This window comes from Stappia albiluteola (genome assembly GCF_014050225.1).
GTDB classification, from domain to species: domain Bacteria; phylum Pseudomonadota; class Alphaproteobacteria; order Rhizobiales; family Stappiaceae; genus Hongsoonwoonella; species Hongsoonwoonella albiluteola.
Genome location: NZ_JACFXV010000052.1, coordinates 1 through 18,774, shown reverse-complemented (window position 1 = coordinate 18,774; position 18,774 = coordinate 1). Strand labels below are relative to the sequence as shown.

Here is an 18,774-nt window from a genome sequence, read left to right as displayed (position 1 = left end):
CCGATGGCGAAAGAGAAATTTGCGCGCAACAAGCCGCATGTGAACATTGGCACGATTGGTCACGTTGACCATGGCAAGACGACGCTGACGGCTGCGATCACGAAGCAGTACGGCGAGTTCAAGGCGTATGACCAGATCGACTCGGCGCCGGAAGAGCGAGCTCGCGGCATCACGATCTCGACGGCGCATGTGGAGTACGAGACGGAAGCGCGTCACTACGCCCACGTGGACTGCCCGGGCCACGCCGACTACGTGAAGAACATGATCACGGGCGCGGCGCAGATGGACGGCGCGATCCTGGTTGTTTCGGCGGCCGACGGCCCGATGCCGCAGACGCGCGAGCACATCCTGCTTGCCCGCCAGGTCGGCGTGCCGGCGCTGGTCGTGTTCATGAACAAGGTTGACCAGGTCGACGATCCGGAGCTGCTGGAGCTGGTCGAGGTCGAGGTGCGCGAGCTCCTGTCGTCCTACGACTTCCCGGGCGACGACATTCCGATCGTTGCCGGCTCGGCGCTTGCGGCGCTGGAAGGCCGTGACGAGGCGATCGGCACGCAGAAGATCGCCGAACTGATGAAGGCGGTTGACGACTACATCCCGACGCCTGAGCGTCCGCGCGACCTGCCGTTCCTGATGCCGATCGAGGACGTGTTCTCGATTTCCGGCCGCGGTACGGTGGTGACGGGGCGCGTCGAGCGCGGCGTGGTGAAGGTCGGCGAGGAAGTGGAAATCGTGGGTATCCGCGACACGCAGAAGTCGACGGTGACGGGCGTTGAGATGTTCCGCAAGCTGCTCGACCAGGGCGAGGCGGGCGACAACATCGGCGCGCTGCTTCGCGGCATCGGCCGCGAGGACGTTGAGCGCGGCCAGGTGCTGTGCAAGCCGGGCTCGGTGACGCCGCATACGAAGTTCAAGGCGGAAGCCTACATCCTGACGAAGGAAGAGGGTGGCCGTCATACGCCGTTCTTCACCAACTACCGTCCTCAGTTCTACTTCCGCACGACCGACGTGACGGGCGTGGTGGAACTGGCCGAGGGCACGGAGATGGTGATGCCGGGCGACAACGTGTCCGTGACGGTCACGCTGATCGTGCCGATCGCCATGGAAGAAGGCCTGCGTTTCGCCATCCGTGAAGGCGGCCGCACCGTCGGTGCCGGCGTCGTCGCACAGATCATCGAGTAATTGCTCGTTTTCCGCCGTCGCGGCCCACTAGGGCTGCGACGGCAAATGCCTCCGATTTCGCTTGATCTTCAGCGGAGCGGAGTCTAGGCAAAAGGTCCGCTCGACGCGGATTGCAGGGGTGTAGCTCAGTTGGTAGAGCGGCGGTCTCCAAAACCGCAGGTCGGGGGTTCGAGACCCTCCGCCCCTGCCATTTTTGCTCTTGATCGCGAGGCCGAGAGGCTTTAACTAGGGCTTTCGGGCGAGGCGCGTGGACCCTTCCACGCGCCCGCACGTCGTGAGTAGGTCGGCAGCGGAATGGCGAAAACCAATCCTTTCTCCTTCATTCAGCAAGTGCGTTCGGAGGTGTCAAAGGTCACCTGGCCGACGCGGCGAGAAACCGCGGTGACCACTGTGATGGTTTTCATTATGGTTTTCATCGCCTCGATCTTTTTCCTCCTGGCTGATCAGTTGATGGGCTGGGGAGTGGGTTTGCTGCTCGGCGTTGGTCGCTGATATCTGCCCTGACAAACAATCGGATCTGAGGTCAATGGCCAAGCGCTGGTATATCGTCCACGCCTATTCGAACTTTGAGAAAAAGGTAGCCGATGCAATCCGCGAGAAGGCGTCGCAGCAGGGCCTTGAGGAACTGTTCGACGAAATTCTCGTGCCGACCGAAAAGGTCGTGGAGGTCCGGCGCGGTCGCAAGGTGGACGCGGAGCGCAAGTTCTTTCCCGGCTACGTGCTCGTGAAGATGGAAATGACCGATCAGGCCTATCACCTGATCAAGAACACGCCGAAAGTGACGGGCTTCCTGGGAGCCGATCAGAAGCCGATGCCGATCTCGGAGGCCGAGGCGCACCGCATCCTGCACCAGGTGCAGGAAGGCGTCGAGCGCCCGAAGCCGTCGGTCAGCTTCGAGGTCGGCGAACAGGTTCGCGTGGCCGACGGTCCCTTTGCTTCCTTTTCCGGCCACGTGGAAGAGGTGGACGAAGAGCGGGCCCGACTCAAGGTCGCGGTTTCGATTTTCGGTCGGGCGACCCCGGTCGAGCTGGAATACGGTCAGGTCGAAAAGATCTGATCGGGGCGCCCGCGGAGCAATTCGCGAAGCGCTGGACGCGGTCCGCGGCCGGCCGGGAAACCGGGAGGCGCGGCCGGACGGGCAAGACCCGAAAAGCGGGTGGCAGGCAGGCTGGCATCGGATCGCCGGATGTCGTCAATGCCGGACCACCCACTCCCTGGAAGCCGGAACGTTCCGGCGTTGCCATCAAGGAGACATGAATGGCGAAGAAAATCGCAGGCTACATAAAGCTGCAGGTGCCGGCCGGCTCCGCCACGCCGTCGCCCCCGATCGGTCCCGCGCTCGGTCAGCGCGGCCTCAACATCATGGAGTTCTGCAAGGCGTTCAACGCGCAGACCCAGGATGCCGAGAAGGGCGCTCCGTGCCCGACCGTCATTACCTATTATTCCGACAAGTCCTTCACCTTCGAAGTGAAGACGGCTCCGGTGAGCTTTTTCCTCAAGAAGGCCTCGGGCCTGAAGTCCGGCTCAAAGACGCCGGGCCGCGGCACGGTCGGCCGGGTGACAAGGTCGCAGGTCCGCGAGATCGCGGTCGCCAAGATGAAGGATCTGAACGCCACCGACGTCGAAGCCGCCATGCGCATGGTCGAAGGCTCGGCTCGTTCGATGGGCCTCGAGGTGGTGGAGTAAGACGATGGCTAAAGTCGGAAAGCGTATTGCCTCCGCCCGCGAGGGCATCGATCGCGCGAAGCTCTACACGCTGGACGAGGCGCTGAGCCTCATCAAGGCGCGCGCCACGGCGAAGTTCGACGAAACGGTCGAAGTCGCCATCAACCTCGGCGTCGACCCGCGTCACGCCGATCAGATGGTGCGTGGCGTCTGCGTGCTGCCGAACGGCACCGGCAAGAGCGTGCGCGTTGCCGTGTTCGCCCGCGGCGACAAGGCCGAGGAAGCCAAGGCGGCAGGTGCGGACCTCGTCGGCGCGGAAGAGCTGGTGAACGAAGTCCAGTCGGGCAAGATCGATTTCGATCGCTGCATCGCCACGCCGGACATGATGCCGCTCGTCGGCCGTCTCGGCAAGGTGCTCGGCCCGCGCGGCCTGATGCCGAACCCGAAGGTTGGCACGGTTACCCCGGATGTCGCGGCCGCCGTGAAGGACGCCAAGGGCGGCGCGGTGCAGTTCCGCGTCGAGAAGGCCGGTATCGTGCATGCCGGCGTCGGCAAGGTCTCCTTCAGCGAGGCCCAGCTCGGCGAGAACCTGAAGGCCCTGGTCGATGCGGTCGTCAAGGCCAAGCCGGCCGGTGCCAAGGGTACCTATCTGAAGCGCCTGGCCCTGTCCTCGACGATGGGCCCCGGCCTCAAGATCGACCTGGCTTCGGTCACCGCGTAAGCGGCCAGAAGAATTCCGCCCGGCTCCTTCGGCCGGGCGGATCGGTCCGTTCGCATGAACGGGCTGCCCTGTCCGAGACTGCAGGTGTTCCGCCGATCCTCAGGGGGAGGCGGGGCTTAAGCCCATCAAGCGGGCCTGCATAGACGGGTCGGAACCGGATTTTCCAGCTCCAGGGCTGGCAAGGATGGTTCGAACCGTTTGTCCTTGCCGCGAAAAGCGGACGAGGGGGCAGGAACCTCGGCGTCGCAGGCTGGTTCTCCGGAACCGCTCGCGGCAAAGACAAATCGACGGCGATCTTCGCCGTCAAATTGGAGAAGGCAAGTGGAAAGAGCGGAAAAGCGCGAGTTCGTTGCGTCGCTCAACGAGGTGTTCGCGAACACCGGCGTTGTCGTCGTGGCGCACTATGCGGGCCTTTCGGTTGCGCAGATGACGGCCCTCCGGTCGCGTGTGCGCGATGCCGGCGGGACCGTCAAGGTCGCGAAGAACCGCCTTGTCAAGCTTGCCCTTCAAGGCACCGACCTTGATCACATGGCCGACCTTTTCAAGGGCCCGACCGTACTCGTCTTCTCGGACGATCCGGTTGCAGCTCCGAAGGTTGCCGTGGAATTCGCCAAGGCCAATGACAAGCTTGTCATCCTTGGCGGCGCCCTGGGTCGGCAGAACCTGAATGCGGAGGGCGTCAAGGCGCTCGCAACCCTGCCGTCGCTCGACGAGCTCAGGGCAAAGCTGGTGGGCATGATCCAGACGCCCGCCACCCGCATCGCTCAGGTTGTCAACGCTCCGGCCGGGCAGCTTGCCCGCGTCTTCGGCGCGTATGCCAAGAAGGACGAAGCCGCATAAGGCGGAAAAACGAAACACTGTCGAAACCAACTATGGTTCGAACCAGAAGGTACGAGAGAAATGGCTGATCTCGCTAAGCTTGTTGATGAACTGTCCGCGCTCACGGTCCTCGAGGCTGCTGAGCTGTCCAAGATGCTCGAAGAGAAGTGGGGCGTCTCCGCGGCTGCTCCGGTCGCCGTTGCGGCTGTGGCTGCCGGTGGTGGCGATGCCGCTGCTGTTGAAGAGAAGACCGAGTTCGACGTGATCCTCGCCTCCGCAGGCGACAAGAAGATCAACGTCATCAAGGAAGTCCGTGCGATCACTGGTCTTGGCCTCAAGGAAGCCAAGGACCTGGTCGAGGGCGCTCCGAAGCCGGTCAAGGAAGGCGTCGGCAAGGACGAAGCGGCTCAGATCAAGGCGAAGCTGGAAGAAGCTGGCGCCAAGGTCGAGCTCAAGTAATAGGGCTTTCCGCCCATGCGGCTCCGGCGATCGCCGGGGCCGCAACCTACTGGACCCCGGCGGGATTTCCCGATCCGGGGCATACGTCCCAAATGGGGGACGGTTCTCCGAAGGGTCTTCCCGGCCCGGTCGCAAATGCCCTGGCGGTGAGGGTAGGTCGCGACGAACCGGCCGATTGACCGGACCGGCTTTTCGGAGAGCCGTCACCTGATCGATACGAGGAGCGACAATGGCGCACACGTTCAACGGTCGCAAGAGGGTCCGCAAGTACTACGGATCCATCCGCGAAGTCGCGGCGATGCCCAACCTCATCGAGGTCCAGAAGGCCTCATATGATCAGTTCCTGCAGGTTGATGAACCCGAGGGCGGGCGTCCGGACGAGGGGCTGGAGGCGGTTTTCCGCTCCGTGTTCCCGATTTCGGATTTCGCCGGTACGTCGCTGCTGGAATTCGTCCGCTACGACTTCGAGACGCCGAAATACGACGTTGAGGAATGCCGCCAGCGGGGCATGAATTTCGCCGCCCCCCTGAAGGTCAAGCTGCGCCTGATCGTGTTCGATGTCGACGAGGATACCGGCGCCAAGTCGGTGAAGGACATCAAGGAGCAGGACGTCTACATGGGCGACATGCCGCTCATGACGGACAACGGCACCTTCGTCGTCAACGGCACCGAGCGCGTCATCGTCTCCCAGATGCACCGCTCGCCCGGCGTGTTCTTCGATCACGACAAGGGCAAGACCCATTCGTCGGGCAAGCTGCTTTTCGCCGCCCGCATCATTCCGTATCGCGGATCCTGGCTCGATATCGAATTCGACGCCAAGGACATCGTCTATGCCCGCATCGATCGGCGGCGCAAGATCCCGGTCACCTCGCTGCTGATGGCGCTTGGCCTGGATTCCGAACAGATCCTCAACACGTTCTACAACCGCATCGAGTATTCGCGGCTTGATGGCTCAAGCTGGCGGATGCCGTTCGACGGCGCCCGCCTGAAGGGCACGAAGGCAGGCTACGACCTGATCGACGCCGACAGCGGCGAGGTTGTGGTCGAGGCCGGGCGCAAGATCACCGCGCGGACGATCAAGCAGCTGACCGAGAAGGGCGTGACCGCCCTCAAGGTGCTGAACGAGGATCTGCACGGCCAGTACATCGCCGAGGACATCGTCGATCACGCCAGCGGCGAGATCTATGTCGAGGCGGGCGACGAGATCACCGAGAAGGTGCTGGCCGAACTGACCGAGCGTGGCTTCGACGAGATTCCGGTGCTCGATATCGACCACGTCAATACGGGCGCCTATATCCGCAACACGCTGGCGGTCGACAAGAACGAAGCCCGCGAGGATGCGCTGTTCGACATCTACCGGGTGATGCGCCCGGGCGAGCCGCCCACGGTCGATACGGCCGAGGCGATGTTCGAATCGCTGTTCTTCGATGCGGAACGCTACGACCTGTCGGCGGTCGGCCGCGTGAAGATGAACATGCGCCTCGACCTGGAATGCGAGGACACGGTCCGCACGCTGCGCAAGGACGACATCCTGGCGGTCATCAAGCTGCTCGTGGAACTGCGCGACGGCAAGGGCGAGATCGACGACATCGACAATCTCGGCAATCGTCGCGTGCGCTCGGTCGGCGAACTGATGGAAAATCAGTACCGCCTCGGCCTTCTGCGCATGGAGCGCGCGATCAAGGAGCGCATGTCCTCCGTCGAGATCGACACGGTCATGCCGCAGGACCTGATCAACGCCAAGCCGGCGGCGGCGGCGGTGCGCGAGTTCTTCGGATCCTCGCAGCTGTCGCAGTTCATGGATCAGACGAACCCGCTGTCGGAAGTCACGCACAAGCGTCGTCTTTCGGCGCTCGGGCCCGGCGGCCTGACGCGCGAGCGCGCCGGCTTCGAGGTGCGCGACGTGCATCCGACGCATTACGGCCGTATCTGCCCGATCGAGACGCCGGAAGGCCCGAATATCGGCCTGATCAACTCGCTGGCCACATTCGCGCGCGTCAACAAGTACGGCTTCATCGAAAGCCCGTACCGGAAGGTGAAGGACGGCCGCGTCACCAACGAGGTGGTCTACCTCTCCGCCATGGAAGAGGCGAAGTACCGCGTCGCCCAGGCCAATGCCGAGATCGACGACGACGGGCGTTTCGTGTCCGAACTGATCACCTGCCGTTTCGCGGGTGAAAACGAGCTGATCTCTCCGGATCGCGTCGACTTCATGGACGTGTCGCCGAAGCAGCTCGTGTCGGTTGCCGCCGCTCTCATCCCCTTCCTTGAGAACGACGACGCCAACCGCGCGCTCATGGGCTCGAACATGCAGCGCCAGGCCGTGCCGCTCGTCCGCGCCGAGGCGCCGTTCGTCGGCACCGGCATGGAACCGATCGTGGCGCGGGATTCCGGTGCCGCCATCGGTGCGCGCCGCGCGGGTGTGGTCGACCAGGTCGACGCCACCCGTATCGTGGTCCGCGCCACGGAAGATCTCGATCCGTCCAAGTCGGGCGTCGATATCTACCGCCTGCAGAAGTTCCAGCGTTCGAACCAGAACACCTGCATCAACCAGCGTCCGCTGGTTCGCGTGGGCGACATCGTGAACAAGGGCGACATCATCGCCGACGGTCCGTCCACGGACCTGGGCGATCTTGCGCTTGGCCGCAACGTGCTCGTCGCCTTCATGCCCTGGAACGGCTACAACTTCGAGGACTCGATCCTGCTGTCCGAGCGGATCGTGCGCGACGACGTCTTCACCTCGATCCACCTTGAGGAATTCGAGGTGATGGCCCGCGATACGAAGCTCGGGCCGGAGGAAATCACGCGCGACATTCCGAACGTTTCGGAAGAGGCGCTGAAGAACCTCGACGAGGCGGGCATCGTCTATATCGGCGCGGAAGTGAAGCCGGGCGATATCCTCGTCGGCAAGATCACGCCGAAGGGCGAAAGCCCGATGACGCCGGAAGAAAAGCTCCTGCGCGCCATCTTCGGCGAGAAGGCGTCCGACGTTCGCGACACCTCGCTCCGCCTGCCGCCCGGCGTCACCGGCACGATCGTGGAAGTGCGCGTCTTCAACCGCCACGGCGTGGAGAAGGACGAGCGCGCCATGGCGATCGAGCGCGAGGAAATCGAGCGTCTCGCCAAGGACCGCGACGACGAGCAGGCGATCCTCGACCGCAACGTCTATGGCCGCCTTGCGGAAATGCTTCTCGGCAAGACCGCGGTCGCCGGCCCGAAGGGGTTCAAGAAGGAGAGCGAAGTCAACGGCGACGTTCTCAACGAGTACCCGCGGTCGCAGTGGTGGCAGTTTGCCGTCGACGACGAGCGCCTGATGAGCGAAGTCGAGGCGCTGCGCGGGCAGTATGACGAAAGCCGCAAGCGTCTCGAGCAGCGCTTCATCGACAAGGTGGAGAAGCTGCAGCGCGGTGACGAACTGCCGCCGGGCGTGATGAAGATGGTCAAGGTCTTCGTCGCGGTGAAGCGTAAGATCCAGCCGGGCGACAAGATGGCCGGCCGTCACGGCAACAAGGGCGTGGTGTCCAAGATCAACCCGATCGAGGACATGCCGTTCCTTGGCGACGGCACCCATGTCGATATCGTGCTCAATCCGCTCGGCGTGCCGAGCCGCATGAACGTCGGCCAGATCCTGGAAACCCATCTGGGCTGGGCCTGCGCCGGCATGGGCAGGCGTATCGGCGAGCTCTACGACCAGTATCGCAGGAACGGCGAGATCAACGAGCTGAAGGGCAAGATCATCGAGGTCTTCGGCGACAACCTGAAGGGCGAGCCGGTCAAGGATTATGACGATGAGTCCATCGTCCGCCTTGCCGATCAGCTCAAGACGGGTGTGCCGATCGCCACGCCGGTCTTCGATGGCGCGCGCGAGCCGGACATCGTCGACATGCTGGAACTTGCCGGGCTCAACGCCTCGGGTCAGTCGACGCTGTACGACGGCCGGACCGGCGAGACCTTCGACCGCAACGTGACTGTCGGCTACATCTACATGCTGAAGCTGCATCACCTTGTGGACGACAAGATCCACGCCCGTTCGATCGGCCCGTACTCGCTGGTCACCCAGCAGCCGCTCGGCGGCAAGGCGCAGTTCGGCGGCCAGCGCTTCGGCGAAATGGAGGTGTGGGCGCTCGAGGCTTACGGCGCCGCGTACACCCTGCAGGAAATGCTGACCGTCAAGTCGGACGACGTGGCGGGCCGCACGAAGGTCTACGAGGCCATCGTGCGCGGCGACGACACCTTCGAGGCGGGCATTCCGGAGAGCTTCAACGTGCTCGTCAAGGAAATGCGGTCGCTCGGCCTCAACGTCGAACTGCAGAACACCGACAGCCAGCCGGCTATCGGACAGGACCTTCCGACGGCGGATGCGGCGGAGTGATTTTCACCCGCCTGTTCGCCGCGACCAAAGATGCTGCATGCCGGTCAAAGGGGAGCGCGACGAAATCGTCGCTCCCCGTCCGCGCATTGAAGGAGAGAACCCATGAATCATGAGGTCATGAACCTGTTCAATCAACAGGCTCCTGCGCAGACCTTCGATCATATCAAGATCTCGATCGCCAGCCCGGAAAAGATCCTGTCCTGGTCCTACGGCGAGATCAAGAAGCCGGAGACGATCAACTACCGCACGTTCAAGCCGGAACGCGACGGTTTGTTCTGCGCTCGTATCTTCGGCCCGATCAAGGACTATGAGTGCTTGTGCGGCAAGTACAAGCGCATGAAGTACAAGGGCGTCATCTGCGAGAAGTGCGGCGTGGAAGTGACGCTGTCGCGCGTGCGCCGCGACCGCATGGGCCATATCGAGCTCGCGGCCCCCGTCGCCCATATCTGGTTCCTGAAGTCGCTGCCGTCCCGCATCGGCCTGCTGCTCGACATGACGCTCAAGGATCTTGAGCGGGTTCTCTATTTCGAGAACTACGTGGTTCTCGAGCCGGGCCTGACGCCGCTGAAGCAGAACCAGCTCCTGTCGGAAGAAGACTATATCCGCGCCCAGGACGAATACGGCGAGGATGCCTTCACGGCGATGATCGGCGCGGAAGCGATCCGCGAGATGCTGATGGCGCTCGACCTCGAGAAGGAGCGCGATCAGATCCGCCAGGAGATCATCGAGGCTACGACGGAACTGAAGCCGAAGAAGCTTGCCAAGCGGCTGAAGATCGTCGAGGCCTTCCTCGATTCCGGCAACCGTCCGGAATGGATGATCCTGACGGTCGTTCCGGTGATCCCGCCGGATCTGCGTCCGCTGGTGCCGCTGGACGGCGGCCGCTTCGCGACTTCGGATCTGAACGATCTCTATCGCCGCGTGATCAACCGCAACAACCGCCTGAAGCGGCTGATCGAGCTGCGTGCGCCGGACATCATCATCCGCAACGAAAAGCGCATGCTGCAGGAAGCCGTCGACGCGCTGTTCGACAACGGCCGCCGCGGCCGCGTCATCACGGGCGCCAACAAGCGTCCGCTGAAGTCGCTTTCCGACATGCTGAAGGGCAAGCAGGGCCGCTTCCGCCAGAACCTGCTCGGCAAGCGCGTCGACTATTCCGGCCGTTCGGTTATCACCGTGGGCCCGGAACTGAAGCTGCATCAGTGCGGCCTGCCGAAGAAGATGGCGCTGGAACTGTTCAAGCCGTTCATCTATTCGCGCCTCGACGCCAAGGGCTTCTCCTCGACCGTCAAGCAGGCGAAGAAGCTGGTGGAGAAGGAGCGTCCGGAGGTCTGGGATATCCTCGACGAGGTGATCCGCGAGCATCCGGTGCTGCTGAACCGCGCACCGACGCTGCACCGCCTCGGCATCCAGGCCTTCGAGCCGACGCTGATCGAGGGCAAGGCCATCCAGTTGCACCCGCTCGTCTGCTCGGCCTTCAACGCCGACTTCGACGGCGACCAGATGGCGGTACACGTGCCGCTGTCGCTGGAAGCCCAGCTTGAAGCGCGCACGCTGATGATGTCGACGAACAACATCCTGCACCCGGCGAACGGCGGCCCGATCATCGTGCCGAGCCAGGATATCGTCCTCGGCCTCTACTACCTTTCCATCATGGCGGACGGCGAGCCCGGCGAGGGCATGGCTTTCGGTAACATGGGCGAATTGCACCATGCGCTGGAGACCAAGGCGATCACGCTGCACACCAAGATCCGCGGCCGTTTCCGCTCGGTGGATGCCGAGGGCAACCCGACGTCCAATATCTACGAGACGACCCCGGGCCGCATGATCATCGGCGAGCTCCTGCCGAAGCACCACGAAGTCCCCTTCGACGCCTGCAACAGGCTGATGACGAAGAAGGACATCTCCAAGATGATCGACACCGTCTACCGCGCCTGCGGCCAGAAGGAGACGGTCATCTTCTGCGACCGCATCATGGGCCTCGGCTTCACGCATGCCTGCCGCGCCGGCATTTCGTTCGGCAAGGACGACATGGTGATTCCGGATACCAAGACGGGCCTGGTCTCCGAGACCGCCGAAATGGTCAAGGAATACGAGCAGCAGTACAATGACGGCCTGATCACCCAGGGCGAGAAGTACAACAAGGTCGTCGACGCCTGGGCCAAGTGCACCGACCGTGTCGCCGACGAGATGATGAAGCGCATCTCGGCCGTCCAGAAGGACGAGGAGACGGGACGTCAGAAGCCGATCAACTCGGTCTATATGATGTCGCATTCCGGCGCCCGCGGTTCGCCGGCCCAGATGAAGCAGCTTGCCGGCATGCGCGGCCTGATGGCCAAGCCGTCGGGCGAGATCATCGAGAACCCGATCATCTCGAACTTCAAGGAAGGCCTGTCGGTGCTTGAGTACTTCAACTCGACACACGGTGCCCGCAAGGGCCTGGCCGACACCGCGCTCAAGACGGCGAACTCGGGTTATCTCACCCGTCGTCTGGTCGATGTCGCGCAGGATTCCATCATCCTCGAAGTGGATTGCGGTTCGGAAGGCGGCATCACCGTCCAGCCGATCATCGACGCCGGCAACGTCATCGCGACGCTCGGCATGCGCGTTCTGGGAAGAACGGCCGCGGAGGATGTCGTCCATCCGCAGACGGGCGAGATCATCGTGCCGCGCGGCCGCATGATCGAGGAGAAGGATGTCGAGGTCATCGAGGCGGCCAAGATCCAGGCGATCAAGATCCGCTCGGTGCTGACCTGCCAGACCCAGACGGGCGTCTGCGGCACCTGCTACGGTCGCGATCTGGCGCGCGGTACCCCGGTCAATATCGGCGAGGCGGTCGGCGTCATCGCCGCCCAGTCGATCGGCGAGCCGGGCACCCAGCTCACCATGCGCACGTTCCACATCGGCGGCACGGCGCAGGTGGTCGACAGCTCCTTCGTGGAATCCAACTTCGAAGGCACGGTGAAGGTTCGCAACCGCAACATGGTTCGCGACTCCGACGGCAACATGATCGCCATGGCCCGCAACATGGCCATCGTGATCGTCGACGCCGAAGGTCACGAGCGCGCCGTCCATCGTATTCCGTATGGTGCCCGCGTCCACGTGGACGAGGGCGACACGATGAAGCGCGGCCAGCGCGTGGCCGAATGGGATCCCTACACCCGCCCGATCCTCACCGAGGTGGACGGCGTGGCGGACACCGAGGATCTCGTGGATGGCGCCTCCGTGCAGGAGACGACGGACGAGGCGACGGGTATCACCAAGCGCGTCGTTATCGACTGGCGTACGTCGCAGCGCGGCCAGGACCTGAAGCCGGCAATCGTCGTCAAGAACAAGAGCGGCGAGATCGTCAAGCTGCCGCGTGGCGGCGACGCCCGTACGCTGCTTTCGGTCGATGCGATCCTGTCCGTCCAGCCGGGCGAAGAGGTGAAGGCGGGCGACGTGCTTGCACGTATTCCGCTCGAAAGCGCCAAGACCAAGGACATCACCGGCGGTCTGCCGAGGGTGGCTGAACTCTTCGAGGCTCGCCGCCCGAAGGATCATGCCATCATCGCCGAGATCGACGGCACGATCCGCTTCGGCCGCGACTACAAGAACAAGCGCCGGATCATCATCGAGCCGCACGACACGAGCCTCGAGCCGATCGAGTATCTCATCCCGAAGGGCAAGCACTTCCATCTGCAGGAAGGCGACGTCATCGAAAAGGGCGAGTACATCCTCGACGGCAACCCGGCGCCGCACGACATCCTGGCGGTCAAGGGCGTGGAAGCGCTGGCGGCTTACCTCGTCAACGAGATCCAGGAAGTCTACCGACTGCAGGGCGTGGTCATCAACGACAAGCACATCGAGGTGATCGTTCGCCAGATGCTGCAGAAGGTCGAAGTGACCGATCCGGGCGAAACGGAGCTCTTCTCGGGCGAGCAGATCGACAAGATCGAGTTCGACGCCATCAACGAGAAGACGATCGACAACGCCCGCACGCCGGCACAGGCCGTGCCGGTGCTGCTCGGCATCACGAAGGCCTCGCTGCAGACGCGCTCCTTCTTCTCGGCCGCGTCGTTCCAGGAGACGACACGCGTGCTCACGGAAGCGGCGGTCAACGGCAAGATCGACCCGCTGGTCGGCCTGAAGGAAAACGTCATCGTCGGCCGCCTGATCCCGGCCGGGACGGGCGGCATGATGAACCGTATCCGCCAGGTCGCCCAGCGTCGCGACGAGCTCATCCTCGAGGCGCGCCGTGCCTCTTCCAATGTGGATGAGGCGGATGCGATGCTTGAGGACATGAGCGGTTCGCACGGTTGATGGCCTGGCGCTGGAGCGCTTTCGTGGATCAAGAAATCGCTCCAGGATCAATGCTTTGAGCATATCCTTGTCGCCAAATCCGATTCAGATTAGGCGGGATATGCGCTAGGCGCAGCCCGGTCAGTCGACGGGTAATGCATGAAACCGGAAGAGGGCCGCCGTCGAGCGGCCCTTTTTGCTTGAAGAATGCCGAAACGAAGCGAGGGCTGCACCGGCAGCCACCCTCCAAGAGCAGTCCAGAATCCAGGAGAAGAACGATGACGGAATTCGATAGCGGGCCGGCGGACGAGCCGACGATCTTCATTCTTGTCGGGCGCGTCTGGGAACAGCCGGGCGGAGGCAAGGATGCCGCCATACCGGTCAATATCATCCTGCAGGCCGCCGATGACGACAGCGCCGTCCGCATCTCCCTCCAGACGCTTTCGGAGGAAGGATATGTCGAGGCGGAGCTCGACCAGATCGGCGTGCTGACCGAGGAGCCTGACGATCCGACCTACCAGTCCGCATATGCCGACGCACTGGAGGGGAATGTCGCCGTTATCGCCTTCCGCGATTGAGCGGACTGGAATCACCCGCCGATTCCCCAGTCGGTCCGGCCGGGGAATCGCCCGGCGAAATAGCGATGATTGTTCTGCGCCCGTTAACCTGGTCTTCATATCCGGACGGATCGCGGCGCAGATAATTTTCGTCGCTCCCGCTGCCGGAAACTTTCGGAATCTTGCGCGATGCCGCCGGCCGGACCTCTTTCATCCCCGATCGGGAGCCGAAAAGGCGCGGGAAGCAAAGAATTTTCGAACTTTCCCTTGACGGGAACAGGGGCGATGGATAGGTTCCGCGCATCCCGAAGGCAGGCGGTAATCGCTGACCTGTTCCGAGACCGCTCGTGTCGGAACCAAAGTGCTTAGACGCTGCCGGGTCTATAGGCGAATAAATGTCGATTTCATGATCGCCGGCCGGGCCGGTGATCCTCTGGTTTTCGCAGCGCCTTCCACGTGATCGACGTGGATTGAGGCGCGATTCCGTATGTTCGGAAGGTGCTGCGGCCGGTGAGACGAACCAAGGTGAAGGGCAAAGAATGCCGACCATCAACCAGCTGATCCGCAAGCCGCGGAAGGATCCGCCGAAGCGGAACAAGGTTCCGGCCATGGAGGCCTGCCCGCAGAAGCGTGGCGTTTGCACGCGCGTCTATACGACGACGCCGAAGAAGCCGAACTCGGCTCTTCGTAAGGTTGCGAAGATCCGCCTGACCAACGGCTATGAAGTGATCGGTTACATCCCGGGTGAGGGGCATAACCTCCAGGAGCACTCGGTTGTGATGATCCGCGGCGGCCGCGTGAAGGACCTTCCGGGCGTGCGCTATCACATCATCCGCGGCGTGCTCGACACGCAGGGCGTGAAGGATCGTAAGCAGCGCCGTTCGAAGTACGGCGCCAAGCGGCCGAAGTAAGGAGCGCTCAAGATGTCGCGTCGTCATCGCGCTGAAAAGCGAGAAATCATTCCGGACCCGAAGTTCGGGGACGTTGTTATCACCAAGTTCATGAACTCGATCATGTACGACGGAAAGAAGTCCGTCGCCGAAAGCATCGTTTACGGCGCTTTCGATGTGATCGAGGGCAAGACCAAGCAGAACCCGCTCGACGTGTTCCATGCGGCGCTCGACAACGTGATGCCGCAGGTTGAGGTTCGTTCCCGTCGCGTCGGTGGCGCCACCTACCAGGTGCCGGTCGAGGTGCGCTCCGAGCGCCGCCAGGCCCTGGCGATCCGTTGGCTGATTTCTGCCGCCCGCAACCGCAACGAAACCACCATGGTCGACCGTCTGTCCGGCGAACTGCTGGATGCGGCCAACAACCGTGGCACCGCGGTGAAGAAGCGTGAAGACACGCATCGCATGGCCGATGCGAACCGCGCGTTCTCGCATTACCGCTGGTAAAAGTACTCGAAGAGGCTGACGTTATGTCGCGCACCCACAAAATCGAGGACTACCGCAACTTCGGCATCATGGCCCACATCGATGCGGGCAAGACGACGACGACCGAGCGGATCCTCTATTACACCGGCAAGAGCCACAAGATTGGCGAAGTTCATGACGGCGCTGCCACCATGGACTGGATGGAGCAGGAGCAGGAGCGCGGCATCACGATCACTTCCGCCGCGACGACCGCTTTCTGGAAAGAGAAGCGCCTCAACATCATCGACACCCCGGGCCACGTCGACTTCACCATCGAGGTGGAGCGTTCCCTGCGCGTGCTCGACGGCGCGGTCGCCCTGCTTGACGCCAATGCCGGCGTCGAGCCGCAGACCGAGACCGTGTGGCGCCAGGCGGACAAGTACCACGTGCCGCGCATGATCTTCGTCAACAAGATGGACAAGCTCGGCGCCGATTTCTACCGCTGCGTGGAAATGGTCGAATCCCGTCTGGGTGCGCGTCCTCTCGTTCTTCAGCTGCCGGTCGGTGCCGAAAGCGAATTCAAGGGCGTTGTCGATCTCATCTCCATGAAGGCGCTGATCTGGCGCGACGAGAGCCTGGGCGCTCAGTGGGATGAAGTCGAGATCCCGGCCGACCTCGCCGACAGGGCGCAGGAATTCCGCGACAAGATGATCGAGACGGCGGTCGAGGCCGACGAAGCGGCTCTCGAAGCCTATCTCGAGGGTGTCGAGCCCGACGTCGACGGCCTGAAGGCGCTGATCCGCAAGGGCACGATCGAAAGCCTGTTCGTGCCGATCTTCTGCGGCTCGGCTTTCAAGAACAAGGGCGTTCAGCCGCTTCTGGACGGCGTCGTCGACTTCCTGCCGAGCCCGGTCGAAGTGCCGGACATCCGCGGTATCGACCCGAAGACCGAAGCCGAGACCGTCCGCAAGTCCGGCGACGAGCAGCCGCTTTCGCTTCTCGCCTTCAAGATCGCCAACGACCCGTTCGTCGGTTCGCTGACCTTCTGCCGCATCTACTCCGGCGTGCTGAACAAGGGTGTCACCCTGCTCAACACCGTCAAGGAGAAGAAAGAGCGCGTCGGCCGCATGATGCAGATGCACGCCAATGCGCGTGAGGACATCGATGTGGCCTATGCGGGCGACATCGTCGCTATTGCCGGCCTGAAGGATACCACCACGGGCGATACGCTTTGCGATGCCGCCAAGCCGGTCATCCTCGAGCGCATGGAATTCCCGGATCCGGTCATCGAGATCGCGGTGGAGCCCAAGACCAAGGCCGACCAGGAAAAGATGGGCCTCGCGCTCAACCGCCTGGCTTCCGAGGATCCGTCGTTCCGCGTCAAGACCGACGAGGAATCGGGCCAGACGATCATCGCCGGCATGGGCGAGCTTCACCTCGACATCATCGTCGACCGCATGCGTCGCGAGTTCAAGGTCGAGGCGAATATCGGCGCGCCGCAGGTTGCCTACCGCGAGACGATCACCAAGACTGCCGAGGTGGACTACACCCACAAGAAGCAGACCGGCGGCACGGGCCAGTTTGCCCGCGTGAAGCTGGTGATCGAGCCGAACGAAGTCGGCGCCGGCTATGCCTTCGAGAGCAAGATCGTCGGCGGCGCGGTGCCGAAGGAGTACATCCCCGGCGTCAACAAGGGCATCGAGAGCGTCATGAGCTCGGGTCCGCTCGCCGGCTTCCCGATGGTCGACATCAAGGCTGCGCTTATCGACGGTGCCTACCACGACGTGGACTCCAGCGTGCTGGCGTTCGAGATCGCGGCCCGTGCCGGTTTCCGCGAGGCGATCGCAAAGGCTGCTCCCAAGCTGCTTGAGCCGATCATGAAGGTCGAAGTCGTGACGCCCGAGGACTACATGGGCGACGTGATCGGCGACCTGAACTCCCGCCGCGGCCAGATCTCCGGAACGGAGAACCGTGGCATCGTGACGGTCATTACCGCCATGGTCCCGCTGGCCAACATGTTCGGCTACGTGAACAACCTGCGTTCCATGTCGCAGGGCCGCGCGCAGTACTCGATGGTGTTCGACCACTACGAGCAGGTGCCGCAGGCCGTCGCGGATGAAGTGCAGGCCAAATACGCCTAAGCGGACGCCGCAAAGCGTTCAGTCAGAATTGGATAGAAGCGGAGAAATCCGATGGCGAAAGAGAAATTTGCGCGCAACAAGCCGCATGTGAACATTGGCACGATTGGTCACGTTGACCATGGCAAGACGACGCTGACGGCTGCGATCACGAAGCAGTACGGCGAGTTCAAGGCGTATGACCAGATCGACTCGGCGCCGGAAGAGCGAGCTCGCGGCATCACGATCTCGACGGCGCATGTGGAGTACGAGACGGAAGCGCGTCACTACGCCCACGTGGACTGCCCGGGCCACGCCGACTACGTGAAGAACATGATCACGGGCGCGGCGCAGATGGACGGCGCGATCCTGGTTGTTTCGGCGGCCGACGGCCCGATGCCGCAGACGCGCGAGCACATCCTGCTTGCCCGCCAGGTCGGCGTGCCGGCGCTGGTCGTGTTCATGAACAAGGTTGACCAGGTCGACGATCCGGAGCTGCTGGAGCTGGTCGAGGTCGAGGTGCGCGAGCTCCTGTCGTCCTACGACTTCCCGGGCGACGACATTCCGATCGTTGCCGGCTCGGCGCTTGCGGCGCTGGAAGGCCGTGACGAGGCGATCGGCACGCAGAAGATCGCCGAACTGATGAAGGCGGTTGACGACTACATCCCGACGCCTGAGCGTCCGCGCGACCTGCCGTTCCTGATGCCGATCGAGGACGTGTTCTCGATTTCCGGCCGCGGTACGGTGGTGACGGGGCGCGTCGAGCGCGGCGTGGTGAAGGTCGGCGAGGAAGTGGAAATCGTGGGTATCCGCGACACGCAGAAGTCGACGGTGACGGGCGTTGAGATGTTCCGCAAGCTGCTCGACCAGGGCGAGGCGGGCGACAACATCGGCGCGCTGCTTCGCGGCATCGGCCGCGAGGACGTTGAGCGCGGCCAGGTGCTGTGCAAGCCGGGCTCGGTGACGCCGCATACGAAGTTCAAGGCGGAAGCCTACATCCTGACGAAGGAAGAGGGTGGCCGTCATACGCCGTTCTTCACCAACTACCGTCCTCAGTTCTACTTCCGCACGACCGACGTGACGGGCGTGGTGGAACTGGCCGAGGGCACGGAGATGGTGATGCCGGGCGACAACGTGTCCGTGACGGTCACGCTGATCGTGCCGATCGCCATGGAAGAAGGCCTGCGTTTCGCCATCCGTGAAGGCGGCCGCACCGTCGGTGCCGGCGTCGTCGCACAGATCATCGAGTAAT

At 63.1% G+C, this 18,774-nt stretch carries 14 protein-coding genes and 1 tRNA gene; all 15 read left to right on the top strand.

Going from position 1 to position 18,774, the window contains the following annotated elements; genetic code table 11:
* Positions 1-3 precede the first annotated feature (3 nt).
* The 15 genes from tuf (H2509_RS10370) (at position 4) to tuf (H2509_RS10300) (ending at position 18,773) form a co-directional block, all read left to right on the top strand.
* The gene (tuf, locus tag H2509_RS10370) at positions 4-1,179 is read left to right on the top strand and encodes an elongation factor Tu (protein ID WP_182164923.1); all 1,176 of its coding nucleotides are present in this window, start codon (positions 4-6) and stop codon (positions 1,177-1,179) included.
* 114 nt (positions 1,180-1,293) lie between these two features.
* Positions 1,294-1,369: transfer RNA gene (locus tag H2509_RS10365), tRNA-Trp, on the top strand.
* A gap of 104 nt (positions 1,370-1,473) precedes the next feature.
* Positions 1,474-1,671: a preprotein translocase subunit SecE gene (gene secE / locus H2509_RS10360; protein WP_182164947.1), complete on the top strand. Its 198-nt coding sequence runs from the start codon at positions 1,474-1,476 to the stop codon at positions 1,669-1,671.
* Positions 1,672-1,705: 34 nt separating this feature from the next.
* Positions 1,706-2,236, top strand: coding sequence for a transcription termination/antitermination protein NusG (gene nusG / locus H2509_RS10355; RefSeq protein ID WP_182164945.1), 531 nt, complete (start codon positions 1,706-1,708; stop codon positions 2,234-2,236).
* Between the two features lie 200 nt (positions 2,237-2,436).
* Complete coding sequence (gene rplK / locus H2509_RS10350; RefSeq protein ID WP_182164943.1) at positions 2,437-2,865, top strand: 50S ribosomal protein L11; 429 nt, start codon at positions 2,437-2,439, stop codon at positions 2,863-2,865.
* A 4-nt stretch (positions 2,866-2,869) separates the two neighbouring features.
* Complete coding sequence (rplA, locus tag H2509_RS10345; RefSeq protein ID WP_182164941.1) at positions 2,870-3,565, top strand: 50S ribosomal protein L1; 696 nt, start codon at positions 2,870-2,872, stop codon at positions 3,563-3,565.
* A 321-nt stretch (positions 3,566-3,886) separates the two neighbouring features.
* On the top strand, positions 3,887-4,405 hold the full coding sequence (gene rplJ, locus H2509_RS10340) for a 50S ribosomal protein L10 (RefSeq protein ID WP_182164939.1): 519 nt from the start codon (positions 3,887-3,889) through the stop codon (positions 4,403-4,405).
* 60 nt (positions 4,406-4,465) lie between these two features.
* The gene (gene rplL / locus H2509_RS10335) at positions 4,466-4,843 is read left to right on the top strand and encodes a 50S ribosomal protein L7/L12 (RefSeq protein ID WP_182164937.1); all 378 of its coding nucleotides are present in this window, start codon (positions 4,466-4,468) and stop codon (positions 4,841-4,843) included.
* A gap of 229 nt (positions 4,844-5,072) precedes the next feature.
* Entirely contained in the window at positions 5,073-9,215 is a 4,143-nt protein-coding gene (gene rpoB / locus H2509_RS10330) for a DNA-directed RNA polymerase subunit beta (RefSeq protein ID WP_182164935.1), read from the top strand.
* Positions 9,216-9,317: 102 nt separating this feature from the next.
* Positions 9,318-13,517 carry a DNA-directed RNA polymerase subunit beta' gene (rpoC, locus tag H2509_RS10325; protein WP_182164933.1) on the top strand — a complete coding sequence of 1,400 codons (4,200 nt, stop codon included), beginning with the start codon at positions 9,318-9,320 and terminating at the stop codon, positions 13,515-13,517.
* Positions 13,518-13,774: 257 nt separating this feature from the next.
* The gene (locus H2509_RS10320) at positions 13,775-14,074 is read left to right on the top strand and encodes a regulator (RefSeq protein WP_182164931.1); all 300 of its coding nucleotides are present in this window, start codon (positions 13,775-13,777) and stop codon (positions 14,072-14,074) included.
* A gap of 518 nt (positions 14,075-14,592) precedes the next feature.
* Positions 14,593-14,964 (top strand): 30S ribosomal protein S12, encoded by a 372-nt coding sequence (rpsL, locus tag H2509_RS10315; RefSeq protein WP_182164929.1) that lies wholly within the window; start codon positions 14,593-14,595, stop codon positions 14,962-14,964.
* A gap of 12 nt (positions 14,965-14,976) precedes the next feature.
* Complete coding sequence (rpsG, locus tag H2509_RS10310) at positions 14,977-15,447, top strand: 30S ribosomal protein S7 (RefSeq protein WP_182164927.1); 471 nt, start codon at positions 14,977-14,979, stop codon at positions 15,445-15,447.
* A gap of 23 nt (positions 15,448-15,470) precedes the next feature.
* Entirely contained in the window at positions 15,471-17,546 is a 2,076-nt protein-coding gene (fusA, locus tag H2509_RS10305) for an elongation factor G (protein WP_182164925.1), read from the top strand.
* Positions 17,547-17,597: 51 nt separating this feature from the next.
* Positions 17,598-18,773, top strand: coding sequence for an elongation factor Tu (gene tuf, locus H2509_RS10300; RefSeq protein WP_182164923.1), 1,176 nt, complete (start codon positions 17,598-17,600; stop codon positions 18,771-18,773).
* The last annotated feature ends 1 nt before the right edge of the window (position 18,774 follow it).